At 60.2% G+C, this 19,531-nt stretch carries 18 protein-coding genes; 11 read left to right on the top strand and 7 right to left on the bottom strand.

All coding sequences use genetic code 11. The annotated features are described in order from the left end of the window. Nucleotides 1-29: 29 nt before the first annotated feature. Nucleotides 30-1,451 carry a glycoside-pentoside-hexuronide (GPH):cation symporter gene (locus M3P88_RS09125; RefSeq protein ID WP_249615734.1) on the bottom strand — a complete coding sequence of 474 codons (1,422 nt, stop codon included), beginning with the start codon at nt 1,449-1,451 and terminating at the stop codon, nt 30-32. A gap of 463 nt (nt 1,452-1,914) precedes the next feature. Here M3P88_RS09125 and M3P88_RS09120 point away from each other — a divergent pair, with 463 nt between their 5' ends. Beyond that, entirely contained in the window at nt 1,915-3,654 is a 1,740-nt protein-coding gene (locus tag M3P88_RS09120) for a solute:sodium symporter family transporter (RefSeq protein ID WP_249615733.1), read from the top strand. A gap of 29 nt (nt 3,655-3,683) precedes the next feature. Further along, a complete protein-coding gene (locus M3P88_RS09115) occupies nt 3,684-4,496 on the top strand; it encodes an MIP/aquaporin family protein (protein WP_249615732.1) in 813 nt (270 codons plus the stop codon). A gap of 43 nt (nt 4,497-4,539) precedes the next feature. Here M3P88_RS09115 and M3P88_RS09110 read toward each other — a convergent pair whose 3' ends face one another. Then, on the bottom strand, nt 4,540-5,124 hold the full coding sequence (locus M3P88_RS09110; RefSeq protein ID WP_249615731.1) for a phosphatase PAP2 family protein: 585 nt from the start codon (nt 5,122-5,124) through the stop codon (nt 4,540-4,542). Between the two features lie 121 nt (nt 5,125-5,245). Between M3P88_RS09110 and M3P88_RS09105 the strand changes: the two genes are divergently transcribed. From M3P88_RS09105 to M3P88_RS09090, 4 genes are all read left to right on the top strand, one after another. Further along, nucleotides 5,246-5,665, top strand: coding sequence for a hypothetical protein (locus M3P88_RS09105; RefSeq protein WP_249615730.1), 420 nt, complete (start codon nt 5,246-5,248; stop codon nt 5,663-5,665). Between the two features lie 85 nt (nt 5,666-5,750). Next, nucleotides 5,751-6,863 carry an NADH:flavin oxidoreductase/NADH oxidase gene (locus M3P88_RS09100; protein ID WP_249615729.1) on the top strand — a complete coding sequence of 371 codons (1,113 nt, stop codon included), beginning with the start codon at nt 5,751-5,753 and terminating at the stop codon, nt 6,861-6,863. Between the two features lie 18 nt (nt 6,864-6,881). Then, nucleotides 6,882-7,511, top strand: coding sequence for a YbhB/YbcL family Raf kinase inhibitor-like protein (locus tag M3P88_RS09095; RefSeq protein ID WP_249615728.1), 630 nt, complete (start codon nt 6,882-6,884; stop codon nt 7,509-7,511). An 18-nt stretch (nt 7,512-7,529) separates the two neighbouring features. Further along, on the top strand, nt 7,530-8,429 hold the full coding sequence (locus M3P88_RS09090) for an NAD(P)-dependent oxidoreductase (protein ID WP_249615727.1): 900 nt from the start codon (nt 7,530-7,532) through the stop codon (nt 8,427-8,429). On the opposite strand, the gene M3P88_RS09085 is transcribed toward M3P88_RS09090, so the two are convergent. Together M3P88_RS09085 and M3P88_RS09080 are read right to left on the bottom strand one after the other, a co-directional pair. Beyond that, nucleotides 8,407-8,874: a GNAT family N-acetyltransferase gene (locus M3P88_RS09085; RefSeq protein WP_249615726.1), complete on the bottom strand. Its 468-nt coding sequence runs from the start codon at nt 8,872-8,874 to the stop codon at nt 8,407-8,409. The genes M3P88_RS09090 and M3P88_RS09085 overlap by 23 nt on opposite strands. Before the next feature lie 123 nt (nt 8,875-8,997). Next, nucleotides 8,998-10,386, bottom strand: a complete 1,389-nt coding sequence (locus M3P88_RS09080; protein ID WP_249615725.1) for an aminopeptidase P family protein — start codon at nt 10,384-10,386, stop codon at nt 8,998-9,000. A 267-nt stretch (nt 10,387-10,653) separates the two neighbouring features. Here M3P88_RS09080 and M3P88_RS09075 point away from each other — a divergent pair, with 267 nt between their 5' ends. Further along, nucleotides 10,654-11,199 carry a DUF2059 domain-containing protein gene (locus M3P88_RS09075; protein WP_249615724.1) on the top strand — a complete coding sequence of 182 codons (546 nt, stop codon included), beginning with the start codon at nt 10,654-10,656 and terminating at the stop codon, nt 11,197-11,199. A gap of 60 nt (nt 11,200-11,259) precedes the next feature. Here M3P88_RS09075 and hutC read toward each other — a convergent pair whose 3' ends face one another. Then, nucleotides 11,260-11,988, bottom strand: coding sequence for a histidine utilization transcriptional repressor HutC (gene hutC / locus M3P88_RS09070; RefSeq protein WP_249615723.1), 729 nt, complete (start codon nt 11,986-11,988; stop codon nt 11,260-11,262). Between the two features lie 134 nt (nt 11,989-12,122). Here hutC and M3P88_RS09065 point away from each other — a divergent pair, with 134 nt between their 5' ends. Further along, entirely contained in the window at nt 12,123-12,560 is a 438-nt protein-coding gene (locus M3P88_RS09065) for an Mpo1 family 2-hydroxy fatty acid dioxygenase (protein ID WP_249615722.1), read from the top strand. A gap of 90 nt (nt 12,561-12,650) precedes the next feature. Continuing rightward, a complete protein-coding gene (locus M3P88_RS09060; RefSeq protein WP_249615721.1) occupies nt 12,651-13,193 on the top strand; it encodes a hypothetical protein in 543 nt (180 codons plus the stop codon). Nucleotides 13,194-13,196: 3 nt separating this feature from the next. Here the strand turns inward: M3P88_RS09060 and M3P88_RS09055 are convergent, their stop codons facing one another. Next, nucleotides 13,197-13,922, bottom strand: coding sequence for a 16S rRNA (uracil(1498)-N(3))-methyltransferase (locus tag M3P88_RS09055; protein WP_249615720.1), 726 nt, complete (start codon nt 13,920-13,922; stop codon nt 13,197-13,199). 121 nt (nt 13,923-14,043) lie between these two features. On the opposite strand from M3P88_RS09055, the gene M3P88_RS09050 reads away from it, so the two are divergent. Then, the gene (locus M3P88_RS09050) at nt 14,044-14,835 is read left to right on the top strand and encodes an inositol monophosphatase family protein (RefSeq protein WP_249615719.1); all 792 of its coding nucleotides are present in this window, start codon (nt 14,044-14,046) and stop codon (nt 14,833-14,835) included. A gap of 1 nt (nt 14,836) precedes the next feature. On the opposite strand, the gene rarD is transcribed toward M3P88_RS09050, so the two are convergent. Beyond that, a complete protein-coding gene (gene rarD / locus M3P88_RS09045) occupies nt 14,837-15,739 on the bottom strand; it encodes an EamA family transporter RarD (protein ID WP_249615718.1) in 903 nt (300 codons plus the stop codon). A gap of 254 nt (nt 15,740-15,993) precedes the next feature. Between rarD and M3P88_RS09040 the strand changes: the two genes are divergently transcribed. Continuing rightward, nucleotides 15,994-19,479 (top strand): indolepyruvate ferredoxin oxidoreductase family protein, encoded by a 3,486-nt coding sequence (locus M3P88_RS09040; RefSeq protein ID WP_249615717.1) that lies wholly within the window; start codon nt 15,994-15,996, stop codon nt 19,477-19,479. Nucleotides 19,480-19,531: the final 52 nt, after the last annotated feature.

Raw genomic sequence — 19,531 nt, 5'->3', positions numbered from 1 at the left:
CGCATCGGACACGCCAGCCTGTCAGATCATCAGGCCTTTGCCGCGCGGCGCGATGCCAGATCGGCAATGATCTTCTTGTAGAAGGTCTCGTTCAGGGTGAAGAAGAAACCAATCACCAGCGCAGTAATAATTGCCAATGCTGCCGGATATACAAAGATCAGGCCGGTAATACCCGCCTTGGCCTCGGCACTTTGCTCGACGTTAGGCATGTAACCCACCATGGCCAGCGCGAAACCCGGAATAAAGCCGGCAATCGCCTGCGAGCACTTACGGAAGAAGGTCATGCCGCAGTACACCAGGCCTTCGGTACGTACATTGGTTTTCCACTCGCCGTATTCAACGCAATCAGATACAAACGCCCAGTTCAGGCTGTTCACGAACGCAGAGCCGAAGAAGGCCAGCGAAGTGAACACCACATAGCTCATCACGCTACCGCCAAAGAACAGGTTAAAGATGTCACCGGCAGCCCACAGAGCCAGACCAGTCAGGTAAACCGCCTTCTTGCCGAAGCGGCGAACCATTGCCGGCACCATCAGTACACCGATGTAGATACAGCCCATGGAGACGAAGGACATGTAGGACACCATGGAGACATCGCCCAGCACGTACTGTGCATAGAACACCTGTACCGACAGCTTGACGTTGAATGCAGACAGCGTCAGCAGGTTGGCGATGGCCAGCACCAGCAGCGGCTTGTTCTGCATGACGGCACGAATGCCTTCCCGGGTATGGCTCTTGCCCGCAACCGGCTTAGGTGGCTCGACCAGATGGTTTTCTTTGACATTGGCGTAGCAGTAGATCGCAGCCAGACAGCCGATACCGGTATAAATCATCGCGGCCACGATATAGCCGGTCGCCTGGGTATCAAACATCAGCACGATGGGCATAAAGCCGACAGTGCACAGCAGCAGACCGGTGTTGGCTCCACCCTGACGCCAGGCGGCCAGTTCGGCACGGTCCTGCGAGTTGGTCGTCATCGCCGGCACCATGGCACCGTAAGTGGCATTACCCAGACTGAAGAACAGGCCAAATCCCATAAAGCAGGCAATGAACAGTACCGTCTTGGCCGTGACGCCCAGTGCCTCGAAGTTCCAGAACAACAGACAGTTCAGGACAAAGAGCGGAATAGTCGTCCACAACAGGAACGGGCGGAACTTGCCGCGTGGCCCAAACTTATGGCGTGCATCAAGCAGCATGCCGGTACCCAGATCGGTAAAGCCGGTAAAGACTTTGGCGACCAGGAAAATTACGCCGGCCCATGCTGCCGGTACGCCGGCGACATCGGTCAGGAACTTAAGCAGATAAAGCGTGGTGATATCCAGAATAAAGTTGTATCCGAAGTCACCAACACCGTAGGCAAATTTTTCTTTGCCCGGCAGGCGCTGTTCGCCTGTTGCCTGCGCTGCAGGGGCTGTCACGCTGTTATCCAGCGTTGCTGCATGGGTGGTCATGCTGTTCTCCATAAGGTGGCTCGGCATAAGTATTTGCCTCGCACGCCTGATTGGTATTGTTGAGAGTATCTATGCGGTTTGATTACAGCGTGGTCACCTTTATTGCCGGCCACGCTTTTGACGAGCAAATCGTAGCGTTACGATTAATGGCAGACAAGTAGCAATAGGTATTTTATTGATCAAGATCAGGAAAATCCGTAAAGTCAGACTTGCTTATAAACACATGTAAGACATCACGCAAATAGATAAATAATGCTAATTATCAGTGCCTTATATGCATAAACAACAAAAACAAGTAACCCATTCATGGTAAAAGCCGGGAATTTTTTCACTAACTTCGGAATTACTTGATAAAAAACAAGCGAACGCGCGTTTTTTTTATATTCGATCGACAGCCTAAAGACCCATCTATATCATTGCGCTACGAATTCTACTGGATAGATTGATTTTTACGGGGATCCGTATGACAGAATCCATATTTGCCTTGGCAACCTTTCTACTGTTTACGCTTGGCGTGGCCTGGATATCCTCGCGCCTGACGTCCCGCGCCCACGATAGCGGAGCAGCCGGCTACTTTATGGCAGGCCGCGGCTTGACCGGCTGGTTTATCTGCGGCTCGATGCTGCTGACCAACCTGTCGGCCGAACAACTGGTCGGCCTGAACGGCCAGTCCTATGCTGACAACCTCAGTTCGATGGCGTGGGAAAGTACGGCTGCGCTCGCCACCATCATGCTGGCCATGTTCTTTCTTCCCCGTTACCTGAAGGGCGGCTTCACCACCCTGCCCGAGTATCTGGAAACCCGCTACGACGTCACCACCCGGCGCATCGTCAGTGCGATGTTCATCATCGGCTACACGCTGGTGGCCAACCCGGTTGCCCTGTATCTGGGCGCGCTGTCACTGGATGAAGTGTTCGGTATCCATACCGCGCTTGGCCTTGGCCACGAAGCCATGATCTGGATTTTGGTATGGGTCATGGGTGGTGTAGGTGCGGCTTATGCCGTGCTGGGCGGACTGCGCGCAGTAGCGATTTCAGACACCATCAATGGCGTCGTACTGCTGCTGGCCAGCCTGTCAGTGCCGGTTCTTGGCCTGATCGCGCTGGGGGACGGCTCTCTGGCCGCCGGTATCGATCATCTGGTCATCAACCAGCCGGAAAAGCTCAATGCCGTCGGTGATGAAAACAGCCGTATTCCGTTTGGCACCCTGTTCACCGGCATGATCTTTGCCAACCTGTTTTACTGGTGTACCAACCAGGCAACGATCCAGCGTACGCTGGCCGCAAAAAACCTTGCCGAGGGCCAGAAGGGTGTATTGCTGACCGGCTTCGTCAAGATTCTGGTACCGCTGGTCATGCTGGTGCCCGGCGTGATCGCCTTCCACCTGATTGGCGACCAACTGGATAAACCCGATCTTGCTTATCCGGCACTGATCAAGCTGGTGATGCCGTGGTGGCTGCTCGGCTTCTTTGTCGCAGCTTTCTTCGGTACGGTGATCAGCCACTTCAACTCCATCGTCAACAGTACCGCGACGCTGTTCGCCATGGACTGGCACCGCGCCTTCCGCCCGCAAGCGAGCGACGCCGAACTGGTTCGTGTCGGCAAATGGGTCGGCACCGGCTTTGCGCTGATCTCGATGGTGATTGCCCCCTTGATGCTGTATGCACCGGATGGCATTTACCTGCTGATCCGCCGCGTCACCGGCTTCTACAACATCCCGATTATCGCTATCGTGCTGGCCGGTTTCTTCCTGCCGCGCGTTCCAGGATGGAGTGCCCGTCTGGTGCTGGTACTGCATGTCCTGCTGTACGGCATCCTGGTCATCGGCTTCGATATCGACAAGCGTATCGGCATCAACTTCGTCCACATCATGGGCATGATGTTCGCCCTGCACGCAGTCATTCTCGCTTGCTGTGGCTGGTTCTGGCCGCGCAATGGCCGCGCAGGCACCATCGACTTCCGTCTGGCCGATGGCGAGCAACTGCCGCTACACCTGCGACCATGGCGCTATGCCCGCCTAACTAGCGTGCTGCTGGTCTGCCTGCTGATCTCGATGTACCTGACGTTCTCGCCACTGGGCTTTGCCACTGTCGGCGGGCCCGGCCTGCCATACGGCATGCTGATGGCTACGCTCTGGCTGCTGTTCCTAGCCTATGCCGTACGGCATCTGCGCCGCTTGGCACCGACAATAGAGACGGCTTGATCGTGCAGCAACATTCGATGAAAGAAACGATGCCAACAGCAGATAGCCTACCGCGACCCGCAGCAGGGCCCAGCCTGGCGGGTGCCTGCCTGGCCGAATTCATCGGCACGGCACTGCTGATTCTGTTTGGTGTGGGCGCCGTTGCCGGTATGCAGCTATCGGGGGCCAATTTCGGCCAGTGGGAAATCTCGCTCACCTGGGGACTGGGGGTCGCGCTGGCGGTCTATGTCGTTGCCGGCGTATCGGGTGCGCACCTAAATCCGGCGGTCACGCTGGCGCTCGCCGCGTGGGCCGGCTTCGAACGCCGGCGGGCCCTGCCCTATATCGTCGCGCAGTGTGCGGGAGCCTTCTGCGCAGCCGCCCTTGTAATGGCACTCTATGCGCCATTACTGGCCGACTGGGAAAGTACGCACGGGATTATCCGCGGCACACCGCAAAGCGTGGCCAGTGCCGCCATCTTCACCACCTTTGCCCATGCCAGCCTAGGCAATGTGCAAGCCCTGCTGGTTGAGGCCGTCATTACCGCGATCCTGATGACGGGCATTCTGGCACTCACCGACCCGCGTAACGGTCCATCGCGCGGCTTCGCCGGCGCCTTGCTGATTGGTCTGCTGGTTGCGGTCATTGGTGCCTCGTTCGGCCCGCTGACCGGCTTTGCGATGAATCCGGCACGCGACTTGGGTCCGCGGCTATTCATTGCGCTCTCGGGCTGGGATGCCGTCGCTTTTAATGGTGGACGTGCCAGCGATTACTGGTGGGTGCCGGTACTTGGCCCGCTACTGGGCGCACAGATCGGTGCCCTGCTCTACCTGAAGCTGATCTCGCCACACCTGCCACGCTAATCCTGCATTACACCCTATTTGGTCGTGAGCCCAAAGGCCGGTGCTACCAGCTTGCAGGCGCACGACCGGACAGATACAGCGCCAGCTGGGTGATGAAGTCCTGCGAGGGCGCGCGCAGGCCGAGCAGTGCTCCGGCGGCCACCAGCAGGCAGGCGGCGATAATCAGGCCCATCTGCTGTGGCCGGCCGGCCTTACCCTGCATGCGCAAAAACAGGATGGCGACCCACAAGCCCAGCGCACAGCCGCTGATTACCTCCGACGGGGAATGCGCCCCGACCACGACGCGCGAAACGGCTACCGCCAGCGCCGCACCCATCCCAAGCAGCACGCCGGCGCGGCCAAGGCCGGATCGACAGCCCTCCAGCAGCAGATAACCCAGCACCGGCAAAATGGAAGCCGACATAAAGGCGTGGCCACTCAAACCGGTAAAACGGATGGCCGCAATGCCGATGCCCCAGCCGATAAAAGCCAGCTTGCTGGACAACACCAGCAGGCTGCCGGCACCCAGCAATAGCCACCAGGCGAGGAACTGGCTCCATGCCCGGCGCAGAGCCAGCCACAGGCCGATGGCGAGGGCGGCGGGAATCATTACGGCAGAGTCGCCGAAGTTGGTCAGGATATGCCACATGCGCTCATGGTGGGACAGTCTGCGGCAATAGGCAAACCCCCGAGTGCGGGCGGGGTTTCCTGAGCAGGGCCGCCATCGACTACAATCGCGCCCTATCATCTTATTCAGTGAGGGCCATACCATGGCCGGCAAAAAGAAAAGCGCCACCCAACCCGATGCAGCCATGCAGGCCGCGACACTCAAGCGCTTCGAGCGCGCACAAGCCGCCTGCCATGCCGTGATCTCGGCCTTTGACGGCTTCGAGACCGCCGGCGGCTTCGAGGCGGAGGCACGCGAACCCGCCTACAAATATGCCCAGATGTGTCGTGTTTACGCCAAGAAGCTACGCAACAGCAAAGTGCTGAGCAGCGCCGATTTCGATATTGCCGTCGGCCTGTGTACCGCGGCGCGGCGCGCGCTGCACCTGCTTGACGCCGAGCTGGCGTTTGCCGGCCTGCCACAGGCCGAGGCGCTGCAAGCCATGGCGCCGCTGGCCTATGGCGTACTGGACGACAACTTCAAGCTGGGCGGCCCCAATAGCAAACGGCCACGCCCGTTCTGACACGATCGCGCCAGTGAAGTCTGGCGTCAGCGTCTAGACTGGTACTCATTGCCCGCAAAGTGGGCCCGCTGCAAACGGAGCCGGAATGAGTACCCTGTTTACGCCCATGCTGCTGGATGCGCTGACGCTGGCCAACCGCATCATTGTCGCGCCGATGTGCCAATACTCGGCCGAGGCGGGCGAGGCCAATGACTGGCATTTGATGCATCTGGGCCAGCTGGCCATGTCGGGCGCCGGCCTGCTGTTAAGCGAAGCGGTCGCCGTCACCCCCGAGGGGCGCATTTCACCGCATGATCTGGGCCTGTATTCGGACAAGACCGAGCAGGCGCTGGGGCGCGTTATCCGCGCCATCCGCCTTTATTCCGCCATGCCCTTAGGCCTTCAGCTGGCACACGCCGGGCGCAAGGCCTCGACCGCGCGGCCATGGGATGGCGGCCACCACTTGCCACCGGAGCATGGCGGCTGGACCATATTGGCGCCTTCACCCGTGCCCTATCAGGACAGTGATCCCTGCCCGCAGGCACTGGACAGCGCCGGCCTGCAGCGCCTGCTGCAGGCTTTTGCCGATGCCGCCGCCCGCGCCGCCCGCCTTGGCGTGGATATGCTGGAATTACACGCCGCCCATGGTTATCTGCTGCACCAGTTTCTCTCTCCGCTAGCCAATTTTCGTACTGATGCCTATGGCGGCTCGCTGGAAAACCGCATGCGTTTTCCCTTGCAGGTCTTCGAGGCGGTCCGCGCGACCTTCCCGCCGGGCAAGCCGGTCGGCGTGCGCATCTCGGCGACCGACTGGGTAGAAGGCGGCTGGGATGTGGCACAAAGCACCGTTTTCAGCCAAGAACTCAAACGCCTTGGCTGCGCCTATATCCACGCATCGTCTGCCGGGCTGTCGCCACGTCAGCAGATTCCGGTCACGCCCGGCTATCAGGTCGGCTTTGCCGCACAGATCCGCGCAGCCTGCCACTTGCCCACCATTGCCGTCGGGCTGATTACCGAGGCGGAACAGGCCGAAACCATTGTCGCCAGCGGTCAGGCCGATATGGTGGCTCTGGCGCGCGCCATGCTGTACGACCCGCGCTGGCCATGGCATGCCGCCGCCGCACTGGGCGCGCATGTCGACGCGCCACCGCAATACTGGCGCTCGCAACCGCACGCCTACAAAACCCTGTTCAACGAACCACCGGTGCCGCAAGGCTGAATTCTCAAGGAGACCTTTATGCAACTCTTTAGCGACAGTTTTCAGGATGGTGCCCGTATTCCCGGCCGCTACGCCTTTGCCGTACCGGCAAACAGTGGCCATATCGCCCTGTCCGACAACCTCAACCCCCATCTGCACTGGCAGGGCGAGCCGGTCGGCACGCGCTCGTTTGCGCTAGTGTGCCATGACCCGGATGTACCCAGTGTCGGCACCGACGTCAATGTAGAGGGGCGCACCATCACAGCCGATCTGCCGCGTACCGATTTTTTCCACTGGCTGCTGCTGGATATCCCGGCCACCACCCACGACATTGCCGAAGGCAGCCATAGCAGCGGCGTGACCGTGGGCGGCAAGGCGGGGCCGGATGCGCCGGGCGGCATGCGTCACGGCATCAACGACTATACCGGCTGGAATGCCGGCGACCCGGACATGGCCGGCGACTACTACGGCTACGATGGCCCGTGCCCGCCGTGGAACGATGCCCGGCTGCACCACTATGTGTTTACCCTGCATGCGCTCGACACCCCGAGCCTGGGTTTGGGCGAGCGTGCAGATGGCGCGGCGGTGCGGGCGGCCATCGCCCGCCACACGCTGGCCAGCGCCAGCCTGACCGGCAGTTACAGCCTGAACCCGGCACTGGCCGGCTGAAAACAAGGGAACGGGATCATGAGCAGAATCGCATTTCTCGGTCTGGGCGGCATGGGCTCGCGCATGGCCGGACGGCTGGCGATGGCGGGTTACCCGCTGACGGTATGGGACCGGTCAGATGAACAGCGCCGCCTGCTGGCCCACCATGGCGCCCATATGGCCGAAACGCCGCGCGCAGCGGTCAAGGATGCCGATGTGGTGATGACCATGCTCAGCGACGACACGGCCTCGCGTGCCGTGTGGCTGGATGCCCAAACCGGCGCACTGGCGGCCCTGGGCGACGATGTACTGGCGATAGAGTCCGGCACGCTGTCATCCGCGTGGATACACGAATTGTCACAGGCGCTGGGCAGTAGCAACTTTCTGGACGCCCCCGTTTCCGGCTCGCGCAGCCAGGCCGAGACCGGTCAGCTGGTATATCTGGTCGGCGGTCAGGAAAGCGCCTTTCGCCGCGCCCGTCCCATTCTCAAAACCATGGGCAGCGTGGTGCATCATGTCGGCGGTAACGGTCAGGGCGCACAGTTGAAACTGGCGCTCAATGCGCTGCTGGGTACGCAAATGACCGCCATGGCCGAGATTCTCGGCTTTCTGGCCAAGGCCGGCGTCGACCCGGACCGGGCGCTGGACATCATCAGCTCCACCCCCATCGCCAGCCCGGCAGTCTGCGCCAGCGCCCGGCTGATGCTGGCACGCAACTTCGCGCCACAGCTATCGCTGGACTTGCTCGAAAAGGATTTCCGCTATCTGCTGGAGGCAGCCGGCGCACTGGAGGCCGAGCTGCCCACCAGTCAGGCCGTCCATCAGGTACTGGCCATTGCTCAGGCCCGTGGCTTCGGCCGCGACAATATCAGCGCGCTGGTGCGCCTGTTCGATTGGCCGCAGGCAAATTCGTCGCTCAATCCGTCCGGGACAGCTTGAGCGCATAGCGCCCGAATACCTGGTCGCGCACATAGCCCAGCTTGCCATACAGCGCCTGTGCCGCCAGATTGTCGTGCGCGGTTTCCAGCAGCATGCTGTCGGCGCCCTGCTCGGCAGCCAGAACATGCGCGGCCTGCATCAAGGCTTGCGCAATGCCGTGGCCGCGCGCCTCCGGCTCGACAAACAGATCGGATAATAGCCAGCTTGGCGCCAGCGCCAGCGAGTCAAACCCCGGATACATCAACACCAGCCCCAGCCCTTCGCCCTCTTCGTCCTCGGCCAGCAAGACCCTGGCCGAGCCATCCGCTAGCCGCGCCGCCAGATAGGCCCAGCTGTCTGCCGTGCGCGGCTCCAGGCCGTAAAACACCCGGTAGGCGGTAAACAGCGGCAGGATGGCATCGATATCCTGCGATTCGGCCAGACGGATTCTGACATCCCGACTCATGATAACGCCCTCGGTGTGCGGATGCTGACAAGCTAGAAGCAAGCCGCGCCAAGTGCAAGCGGGCCGGGCGGCCGGCGCAAAAAAACCGCCCGCAGGCGGCTTTCATGCAACAGTGCGTCCGGCTTAAGCGGCCATCACCGCTTCGACTTCGGCCACGGTCTTGGGGATATGCTCGCCCAGAATGCGGCTGCCATCGGCCGTAATCAACACATTGTCTTCCAGACGGATGCCGCCGAAATCGCGGTATTCCAGGAAGCGGGCGTAGTTGATCAGGCCGGCGTGGCGGCCTTCGGCCTGCCAGGCTTCGATCAGTGCCGGGATAAAGTAGATGCCGGGCTCGACGGTCAGCACCATGCCGGCCTTAAGCGATTTGGCCAGACGCAGATAACCCAGGCCAAACAGCGGGCTACGCGCCAGCCCTTCGCCGTAGCCGACCAGGTCTTCGCCCAGTGCTTCCATATCGTGCACATCCAGCCCGATCTGGTGACCCAGACCATGCGGGAAGGCAATGGCGTAAGCCCCCGACTCGACGATTTCCGCCGCGTCGCCATGGAAAAAGCCCAGTGCCGTCATTTTTTCGACCATCACGCGTGCCGCCAGCTTGTGCATATCGAGGTAGCGCACGCCCGGACGCAGGGCAGCGATCGCGCTTTCCTGCATTTCCAGCACGATTTCGTAAATGGCACGCTGGCTGTCGCTAAAGCGCCCGCCCACCGGAATGGTGCGGGTAATATCGCTGGCGTAGCCGCCGGCCGAGGTGCAACCGGTATCATTCAATGCCAGATCGCCGGCTTGCAGCTGACCCTTGTAGTGCTCGTTATGCAGCACTTCGCCGCGACGCGAGAAAATGGACGGATAGGCCAGACGCAGATCCTGGCTGCGCATAATGCCTTCCATGGCGCCGACCGCTTGGTACTCGAAGGCGCCGGGGCGCGCCGCGCGCATGGCCGCGATATGCATCTCGCGCGTTACCGCCAGCGCCGCTTCCATTTCGGCGATTTCGACATCCTGCTTGATTTCACGCAGGGCAACGACGGCATGGGTCAGCGCCACGGAAAAGCCGGGCTTGATGGCATCGCTGCTGCAGTTGAGCAGGCGTGCCAGCTCCAGCACCGTTTCGCCACGGTAAGGCTGCAAATAGTGCACCGGACGGCCGGCGGCCTGCGCCGCCTGTATCGCCGTTGCCAGCTGGGCATAAGGTCGGGTCAGGCCGACGCCGACATCGGCCGCACGCGCGCTCAGCGCCGGCAAGGGGCCGGTCCACACAATGTCCGCCACTTCGGGCTCGTCGCCATACAATGCGACCTCCCCCTGATCCAGATCAAGCACGCCGGCCAGGCCCTGCATATCCAGGCCGAAGAAATAGCGGAAGCTGCCGTCCTGCACAAAGTGGTAGGGGTTATGCGCGTAATTCATCGGCGCATCGACATTGCCCAGCAATACCACCAGACCGGACAGACCGGCATCCGCCAGCCGGGCACGACGGGCGCTATAGATTTCTGCTGCAAACATAGTGTGTGTCCTTGCGTGTAAGTGCAGCCTTGAGCTGTGGTGTTTTGTATACAATCGACTAACTTAACATAGCGTAGCCGGCCTGTACCAGACGGGGTGGCGACTAATTGCTCCCAAGTTTTAGCAGTGCCGCCTATTGAATACAGGCAATACACCACAATAGCTGCTTCAATAGAAAAGTAAGCATTTGCACAGCCTTTGACCAAAAGCACAGCAAATGCCAAACTGCTTTCCCTGTGCACCTGGCTTAATTGAAAAGGAAACCTCATGTTCGCTCAACGCCGCATCGCCGGTCTGCTGTCCGCCCTGCTTCTGGCTGTACCCATGATGGTTCAGGCCGCGCCTGCAGCCGATACGGCCGCGGTCAAGGAACTGATCAGCGCAACCCGCATCAACGGCATGCTGCCTATGCTGGCGCAGCGCGCTGCCACCAGCGCCGGCCCGCTGCTGCAAAAATATCTGGTCGACAACAAGATCGAGCTGACCGCCGAACAGCAGAAAAAAGCACAAGATGGCCTGAAAGCCTATGGCGATAGCCAGATGAAACTGGTGAAGGACTACTTCGACTCCAGTGCCACCAAGCAGCAATTCGAACAGGCACTGGTAAACAGCTACGGCTCGGCCTTTACCACCGCCGAGATCAAGCAGATTACCGCCTTCGTCAAGACGCCTGCCGGCCAGAAATGGCTGCAGTCCAATGGTGCAGTCATTGACCGTGCCGCTGCCGATGTCATGCAGTCCGCACAAAAAGCGCTGCTACCGAAAATGGAAGCCGCAGCAGCTAGCTACGGCAAGAGCATCAGCGGCAAGTAAGCCGCCGACTGCATGAAAAAAGGCCACACCGCTTGCGGATGTGGCCTTTTTTTGTAGCGTCTAGCTATCCAGCAATACACGCGAGTGCAGGCTGTAACGGTGCCCGGGATGCCACAGCCGGGTAAAGCTCACCAGATTTTTGTGCGAGTGGCTGTGACGCTGCACCAGTAAGCAGGGCTCGTTGGCATTAAGCGCCAACAAGCTCTGCTCCCGCACACCCGGCATCACGGCAGAAATGGCATGCTCGATTTCGGTCAGGCTCGCGCTACGCCGCAAATAACTGTTCGGCGTCTCGCGGGTGAAATCCTGCGCCAGATAATCCGGCACCCAGTGCGGATGTACAAAACGCTCCTCCAGCTGCACCGCCAATCCGTCCTCGCGATGCACGATCAGCGAATAGTACAGATCCATTCCGGGCTCGACTTCGAGGTATTGCGCCGTCTCCTGATCCGCGGCCAGCGCACACAGACTGACCACATCCGCCACATAATGATGACCGCGGGTATGAATTTCCTGCCGGATATTGTTGACGTCCAGTAACGGTGCGGCCACCTTGTTTTCCGCTACATAAGTCCCGTCGCCGGCAAAACGCAATAACACGCCTTCATCGCTCAGTTCGCGCAAAGCCTTGTTCACCGTCATGCGCGACACAGCAAAATCCCTTGCCAGATCAAGCTCGGACGGGATTTTGCAGCCAGGCAGATACAGCTGGCGATGGATGCCATCCAGGATATGCTCCTTGATGCACTGGAAACGGGGCTTGGCGGTCTGGTTCACTGCAGTGTCCATAGTAGGGTTTTCTTATTCTAACGATGGACGATGCAATGCCCTATTGCCAATAGCTGCAGGTTTGTTCCATATCAAACGCCTTGCCTGCCTTGGGCGGCAAACGCTATTGTATTTGAATAAAAAGGAGATATGGCATGACTTTGACCCAATGGCTGGACGACTATGGCGCTAGCCACCGCCATCCGACCAATATCGCCATCCACAAGCTATGCGTACCCGCCATCGTGTTTGCCGTGTTCGGGCTGGCCTCATCCATTCCCGCAGCGATCAATCCGGCCTATATCTTGCTGGCACTGGGTCTGCTGTTTTATCTGCGGCTATCCTGGCGCATGGCACTGGCGATGGGGCTGATGTGCGGTAGCATGCTGGGGCTACTGGCCTGGCTGCCCAGACTGGGCATTCCGGTCTTGCCGCTGTCGCTGCTGGTATTTGTACTGGCCTGGATAGGCCAGTTTATCGGCCACAAGATAGAAGGCAAAAAACCTTCCTTTTTCAAGGATGTGCAATTTTTACTGATAGGCCCGGCCTGGACGCTGGCGCATCTGTTCCGGGCCCTGCAGCTGAAGTTTTAAGCCGTCTTGCCATATAGCACACGCCAGACGCAATCACCTTGCGGGCTGACGTATAATGGCGGCGCTACTTATCACAGGCAACGTCATCGCATGTCCGGACCTATCGCACGCTATTTACCTATCCGCTTCAACAATGGCAACTCGATCAGCCGTTTTGCCAAGCATTGTCCGCAGTGCCAGCAACTGGTTGCGGCAGACAATATGGCAGGTGAGGCTGTCATGGTTCAAGACCGCCTGTTTATCGTCGCACTGGCGCGCTGCCCTGGCTGCCATACCGAGTTCAAGGTGAGTTGTGTCGTCACCGACGACAAGCGCGTGCATAAGGCCTTGCTGCCGCAATGGCTGCTGCTGCTCTGGCTGCGTCAGGCGGCACCGGCCAAACTGCCGGAAAAAGATGCCCAGGACTGGGAGCTGGAACTACCGGCAACACAAGGCGTATCGCTGCCGGCAGGCATAGAGCCGATACCATCGGCAGAAATCGTCGGCCGCTACGAAGACGCGCCCATCCCGGCCACCTTGCAATGCGGCACACGCCGCTTCGTATTCGACCGCATCCAGCCCGGCGCCAGCCATGCCCAGCTTAGCGACAAGGAACTGCTGTTTTCGGGCAATCTGGTTTACCGCGAAGTCTGAACCTCAGCAGTAATCTCCCCAGCGTGTCTGCACGGCGGCGACCGCCGCCAGTGCCGCGGTTTCCGTACGCAGCACGCGCGGCCCCAGACGCAAAGGCGTCCAGCCGGATGCCAATGCCGCCTGTTCTTCCTGCCCGGAAAACCCGCCCTCGGGCCCGGCCATCAGCCATAATTTTTGCGGTGCCTGCGCGAGGTCAGCCAGCTTGCGCTCGCCTAGCGGCGACAGAATCAGGCGGGCATCGGCTTCGGGTGGGTGCGCCAGCCATTCTTTCAGTGTCAGGATGGGACGGACTTCAGGGATAGTATTGCGGCCGCACTGCTCGCACGCCGACACGACAATTTCCTGCCAGCGTTCAATACGCTTTTGCGCACGTTCCCCCGACAGGCGGACGATGGAGCGTTCGGTGGATAGCGGCTGGAATACGCTAACCCCCATTTCCACCCCCTTTTGCAGGGTAAACTCCATTTTGTCGCCGGCCGATATGGCTTGCGCCAAGCCCAGCCATACCGGGCTTTCACAGGCAGTGGGCAGATGGGCACCGATGATGCAGCGCGCCTCGCGTTTGCCCAGCGTCAGCAATATTGCCGGATATTCGCCACCCTGGCCGTTGAACAAGGTAAGGCTGTCTCCTGCCTGCAGCCGCAAAACCTGGATATGGCGCACCACTTCCTCCGGCAATGAAAATTCCTGATCGGATAAAAGTGGCGTGTCTACGTAAAACCTTGGCATTATTTGGGTCGTCCCGAGATAAGCAGGCGAAACGGATATTTTATCCGCACCGCAATATAATGAGTTCGCTATTATAGCGTTCGGCCGGTGTTTGACCGGCATCCAGCAAAAGGCCGCCAGTATGCATGTTGTCGATCAGGTGATCAGTGCCGTGCGCGAAGTCGCACAAACCGAAGTCATGCCGCGCTTCCTGTATGTGGGAGCCAGCCGCAAGGATGACGGCACGCTGTTTACCGAGGCCGACCTTGCCTGCCAGCAGGCGCTGTCCCGCCTGCTGCCACAGATCCTGCCCTACCCGGTACTGGGCGAAGAAATGAGTCCGGCGGAACAGGATGCCTTGTGGCAGGACAACCAGGAAGGCTTGTGGGTGGTCGACCCGATAGACGGCACCACCAACTTCGTCAACGGCCTGCCGTATTTTGCCGTGTCGGTGGCGCTGATGCGCCATGGTAAAAGCGAAATCGGCGTGATCTACAACCCGGTGGCTGACGAGATGTTCTATGCGCGCCACAAACTGGGCGCCTATCTTAACGGCAGCCGCCTGCCGCTGAAACAGACCAGCAAACCCATCAGTGACGCCATCGCCAGCATAGACATCAAATATCTGCGTTCAGTGCGTCTGGCCTCGCGCATACACAGCGTGGCGCCCTGCGCCAGCCAGCGCAATATGGGCTCCAGCACGCTGGACTGGTGCTATCTGGCCAGCGGCCGTTACGACATCTATCTGCATGGCGGCCAGCGGCTATGGGACTACGCGGCCGGCGCCCTCATTCTGCAGGAGGCCGGTGGCTGCATCGCCACACTGGACGATGACGACTACTGGCAGGGCCCGCTCTGGACACGCTCGGCCATCGCCGCCATCAACCCGGCCCTGTTTACCCAGTGGCTGGGCTGGGTGCGCAGCAACCGCTGATTCAAGTGCGGCGCGTACGCAGTGCGCCGAACAGGCTGACGCCGGAATACAGCAGCAAAGCGCTCCAGATCAGGCCGTAACCAATCAGACGCGTACCGGAGAAAGGCTCGTGATACAGCCAGACTCCCAGCAAAAACTGTATGGTCGGCGACAGGTATTGCAGCAAGCCCAGCATGGTCATCGGCAAGCGCCGCGCGCCGGCGCCAAACAAGAGCAGCGGGATGGTGGTGACGATACCGGCCCCAATCAGCAAGAGATTGATCCCACTTGCGGCGTGGCCGAATACCCCTTCTCCTTGCGCTTCAAACCACAGTAAAGCGCCCAAGGCCAATGGAAACAGCAGCCAGGTTTCCAGCGCCAATCCTTCCAGCGACGGCAGGTGAGCGGTCTTGCGCAACAAGCCATAAATACCAAAAGACACCGCCAGTACCAGCGCGATCCATGGCAGCGTGCCCACACTAAACGTCAGCCAGGCGACGCCCAGCGCCGACAACGCGACCGCAATACTCTGCAGCCGCGTCAGCCTTTCCCCCAGCACCAGCCATCCAAGCAGCACATTGACCAGCGGATTGATGAAGTATCCGAGGCTGGCCTCGATCACCCGGTTATGCGTCACCGCCCAGATATACACCAGCCAGTTGCACGACAACATGGTGGCCGAAACCGCCAGCAAAGCCATACGCCGCTTGTCGCGCAGCGATTCGGCCAGCCAGCCCCATTGCCCGCGCACCGCCAGAATCAGGGTCAGCAACAAGGCCGACCAGACGATGCGATGCGCCAGAATTTGCAAGGCCGGCACTTCGTGCAGCGGTTTCCAGTACAGGGGAAACAAGCCCCAGCACAGATAGGCGCCGGTAGCAAAAACCAGTCCCTGACGGGTACTGGCAGAAGAAGGGGTGGTCATGGCAGACAGTCGGGTTTCAGCAGGAGTCAACACATTAACACATATGGGTATCGGCTAAATCGGTGGCGGCCAATTTTGCTGCACTGGCGTACAGGCCACAAAGCCCGGCGATAAACGTCAAGCCTTTTGCCCTTTATTCACGGCTTATCTATCTTGCTGATGGATGGCAATGCAGACGCTACAACTAAAGCACGACCCACAAGGTCAGCTGCGCCGCCCACTGCGCCACAAGCGCCCATCGTCAAGGAGCATCCATGTCCATCCGCCAGACTTCACTGGAAGACAAATACACCATCCTCAATGGCCAGGTGCTGATGAACGGCATTCAGGCGCTGGTGCGCCTGCCTATGATGCAGCAGCTGCACGACCGTCAGGCCGGCCTGAATACCGCCGGCTATGTCACCGGTTACCGCGGCTCGCCGCTGGGCAATGTCGATCTTGCCATGCAGGCGGCGGCCAGCCATTTGCAGGCACATCAGGTGGTGTTTCACGCCGGCTTGAACGAAGACCTGGCCGCAACAGCAGTATGGGGCACCCAGCAGCTGGGGCTGTTCGAGGGCGCCAAAGTCGATGGTGTCTACGCGCTGTGGTATGGCAAGGGGCCCGGCGTTGACCGCTCCGGCGATGTGCTCAAACATGGCAATGTGGCCGGCAGCAGCGCACAGGGCGGTGTACTGCTGGTGTGTGGGGATGACCACGCCGCCAAATCGTCCACCTTTCCGCACCAGTCCGATCATATTCTCGCGGCCAGCATGATTCCGGTACTCAGCCCCTCCGGCGTGCAGGAAGTGCTCGATTTCGGCCTGCATGGCTGGGCCATGAGCCGTTATTGCGGTTGCTGGGTGGCACTCAAGGCCATCACCGACACCATAGAGAGCAGCGCCATCGTCGATGTCTCCCCCGAGCGTTTTCAAGCGGTCATTCCCGACGACTTCCCGCTGCCCGAGGGTGGCCTCAATATCCGCTGGCCCGACCCGCCACTGCTACAGGAAAAGCGCGTGCTGCATGAGCGCCTGTATGCGGCACTGGCTTATGCGCGCGCCAACCACCTGAACCACATCACGCTGGACTCGCCCAATGCACGGCTGGGCATCATCACCACCGGCAAGAGCTATCTCGATGTGATGCAGGCGCTGGACGATCTGGGCATAGACGAGAGCCTCGCCGCCGCGATCGGCCTGCGCATTTTCAAGGTCGGCATGGTGTGGCCGCTGGAGCCGGAAGGGGTACGCCACTTTGCCGAAGGGCTGGACGAGATTCTGGTGGTTGAAGAGAAGCGCCAGATTATCGAATACCAGCTGAAAGAGCAGCTATATAACTGGCGCGAGGATGTACGCCCGCGCGTGGTGGGCAAGTTTGCAGAGAAAGGCGAATGGGCCCTGCCCCATGGCGACTGGCTGCTGCCTGCCGCCGGCGAGCTGACACCCGCCATGATTGCACGCGCCATCGCCAGCCGCCTCGCCAATATCGTGGATAGCCCGCTGATCCACCAGCGCCTGCAGTTTTACCGCGAAAAAGAAGCCCAGCTGGTCAGGCCGCGCGCGAGCCTGGCACGCGTGCCGCACTATTGCTCGGGCTGCCCGCACAATACCAGCACCAAGGTGCCGGATGGCAGCCGTGCACTGGGCGGCATCGGCTGCCACTATATGGCGACCTGGATAGAGCCGCATACCAAGACCTTCAGCCAGATGGGCGGCGAAGGCGTGGCCTGGCTGGGGCAAGCCCCCTTTACCAGCACTGCGCATGTCTTTGCCAATATGGGCGACGGCACTTATTTTCACAGCGGGCTGATGGCGATACGCGCGGCCGTCGCCGGCAGCGTCAATATCACCTACAAGATTCTGTATAACGATGCCGTAGCCATGACGGGTGGCCAGCATGTGGACGGCAAACTGGATGTACCCCTGATAACGCGCCAACTGGCGGCCGAAGGCGTGGCGCGCATCGTAATCACCAGCGATGAGCCGGAAAAGTATCATGCGGCGCATGGCCTGATCGATACGCTGGCGCCCGGCGTAGAGGTCTTCCACCGCAGCGAGATCGAACGCCTGCAGCTTGAACTGCGCGCCACAAGCGGCGTCACCATCCTGATCCATGACCAGACCTGTGCCGCGGAAAAACGCCGGCGCCGCAAGCGCGGCCTCTACCCCGATCCGGCACGGCGTGTGTTTATCAACCAGCAGGTATGCGAGGGCTGCGGCGACTGTGGCGAAAAATCCGGCTGCCTGTCGGTCATGCCCATCGAAACCCCGCTGGGACGAAAACGGATTATCGACCAGTCCAGCTGCAATAAGGACTACAGCTGTCTGGAAGGCTTCTGTCCCAGCTTTGTCACCATCGAAGGCGGCCGCCTGAAAAAGCCTGAAGCCAAACAATTCGATATCAGCCGTTTACCGGCACTGCCCGAGCCCGTACTGCCGGCGCTGGACACCCCCTACGGTATCGTGATTACCGGCATAGGCGGCACCGGTGTCGTCACCATCGGTCAGGTTCTGGGCATGGCCGCTTATCTGGATGGTAAGGGCATTACCGTGCTGGATATGGCCGGGCTGGCACAAAAAGGCGGCTCGGTCTGGTCGCATGTGCGCATCGCCCGCTCGCAAGCGGCATTGCACGCCGTACGCATCGCCGCCGGCGATGCCAATCTGGTATTGGGTTGCGATCTGGTCGTCAGTGCCGCAGAAGAAACCCTGGCCAAAATGCGTGCCGGTTTCAGCTACGCCGTCATCAATAGCAACGAGACACAAACCAGTGCCTTTCTGACCCACCCCGATCAGTCCTTCCCGGCTCGGGCCATGAAAGATGCCATCGTCGAATCCGTCGGCACCGGCCGCTATTTCGAGATCAATGCCACCGGCCACGCCACCCGGCTCTTGGGCGATGCCATCGCCAGCAATATGTTCATGCTGGGTTATGCCTGGCAACAGGGTCTGGTGCCCTTGAGTGCAGCAGCCATTCTGGAAGCCATCCGTATGAATGGAGCAGCCATCGAATTCAACCAGCAGGCTTTCCAGTGGGGGCGCCATGCCGCCCATCAGCCGGCCGTACTGGACAAGATGCTGAACCCGGGCAGTGTGGTAGCCTTTGTTTCACGTGAAACCGTGGCACATGTCGTGCAGCAACGCAGCGCCTTGCTCACCGCCTACCAGAATGCGGCACTGGCCACACGCTACCGCGCGCTGACCGAGCAGGTGCAACAGGCTGAAACGCGTGCCAATCCGGCCAGTACGCGCCTGGCGCTGGCCGTTGCCCACAGCTACGCCAGACTATTGGCCTACAAGGACGAATACGAGGTGGCACGACTGTATAGCGATGGCGCTTTTATGGCACAGCTTGCCGCCAGCTTCGAAGGCGACTACCGGCTGGTCTTTCAGCTGGCGCCATCCTGGCTAAGCGGAAAGAATCATAACAAGCGTGCCTTCGGCCCCTGGATGCTGACGGCGATGAAATGGTTGGCCAAGCTGAAATTTTTGCGCCATACCGCTTTTGACCCGTTTGGCTGGCAAGCAGACCGGAAACTCGAGCGCCTGCTGATTGCACGCTTCGAGCAGCAGATCAAGATCCTGCTGCCTTTATTGAATGCCAACAATCTGGAACAAGCCTGCGAACTGGTACGCAGTTTCGATGCCATTCGCGGCTTCGGTCATATCAAGCAACGCAACTATCAGATCGCCGACGCCAAAATCACGGCGCTACAGGCGGATCTGCTGGCACAAAAACGCCCGCGCCAGGCCGCCTGACTCAAGCGGCGAAAACATAAAGACGCCACGGTAAACCGTGGCGTCTTCTGTA

Source organism: Craterilacuibacter sp. RT1T, from assembly GCF_023502145.1.
GTDB lineage: Bacteria > Pseudomonadota > Gammaproteobacteria > Burkholderiales > Chromobacteriaceae > Craterilacuibacter.
Note: the sequence above shows the minus strand (reverse complement) of the source record. Positions and strands in the feature narration are given on the sequence as shown.

Bases quoted from the DNA above. Each gene is read 5' to 3' on its own strand.
- rarD (WP_249615718.1), bottom strand. From the start codon at position 15,739: ATGACCACCCCTTCTTCTGCCAGTACCCGTCAGGGACTGGTTTTTGCT.
- M3P88_RS09060 (WP_249615721.1), top strand. From the start codon at position 12,651: ATGTCCGGACCTATCGCACGCTATTTACCTATCCGCTTCAACAATGGC.
- M3P88_RS09065 (WP_249615722.1), top strand. From the start codon at position 12,123: ATGACTTTGACCCAATGGCTGGACGACTATGGCGCTAGCCACCGCCAT.
- M3P88_RS09075 (WP_249615724.1), top strand. From the start codon at position 10,654: ATGTTCGCTCAACGCCGCATCGCCGGTCTGCTGTCCGCCCTGCTTCTG.
- M3P88_RS09110 (WP_249615731.1), bottom strand. From the start codon at position 5,124: ATGTGGCATATCCTGACCAACTTCGGCGACTCTGCCGTAATGATTCCC.
- M3P88_RS09125 (WP_249615734.1), bottom strand. From the start codon at position 1,451: ATGACCACCCATGCAGCAACGCTGGATAACAGCGTGACAGCCCCTGCA.
- M3P88_RS09085 (WP_249615726.1), bottom strand. From the start codon at position 8,874: ATGAGTCGGGATGTCAGAATCCGTCTGGCCGAATCGCAGGATATCGAT.
- hutC (WP_249615723.1), bottom strand. From the start codon at position 11,988: ATGGACACTGCAGTGAACCAGACCGCCAAGCCCCGTTTCCAGTGCATC.
- M3P88_RS09040 (WP_249615717.1), top strand. From the start codon at position 15,994: ATGTCCATCCGCCAGACTTCACTGGAAGACAAATACACCATCCTCAAT.
- M3P88_RS09090 (WP_249615727.1), top strand. From the start codon at position 7,530: ATGAGCAGAATCGCATTTCTCGGTCTGGGCGGCATGGGCTCGCGCATG.
- M3P88_RS09100 (WP_249615729.1), top strand. From the start codon at position 5,751: ATGAGTACCCTGTTTACGCCCATGCTGCTGGATGCGCTGACGCTGGCC.
- M3P88_RS09080 (WP_249615725.1), bottom strand. From the start codon at position 10,386: ATGTTTGCAGCAGAAATCTATAGCGCCCGTCGTGCCCGGCTGGCGGAT.
- M3P88_RS09120 (WP_249615733.1), top strand. From the start codon at position 1,915: ATGACAGAATCCATATTTGCCTTGGCAACCTTTCTACTGTTTACGCTT.
- M3P88_RS09055 (WP_249615720.1), bottom strand. From the start codon at position 13,922: ATGCCAAGGTTTTACGTAGACACGCCACTTTTATCCGATCAGGAATTT.
- M3P88_RS09095 (WP_249615728.1), top strand. From the start codon at position 6,882: ATGCAACTCTTTAGCGACAGTTTTCAGGATGGTGCCCGTATTCCCGGC.
- M3P88_RS09050 (WP_249615719.1), top strand. From the start codon at position 14,044: ATGCATGTTGTCGATCAGGTGATCAGTGCCGTGCGCGAAGTCGCACAA.
- M3P88_RS09115 (WP_249615732.1), top strand. From the start codon at position 3,684: ATGCCAACAGCAGATAGCCTACCGCGACCCGCAGCAGGGCCCAGCCTG.
- M3P88_RS09105 (WP_249615730.1), top strand. From the start codon at position 5,246: ATGGCCGGCAAAAAGAAAAGCGCCACCCAACCCGATGCAGCCATGCAG.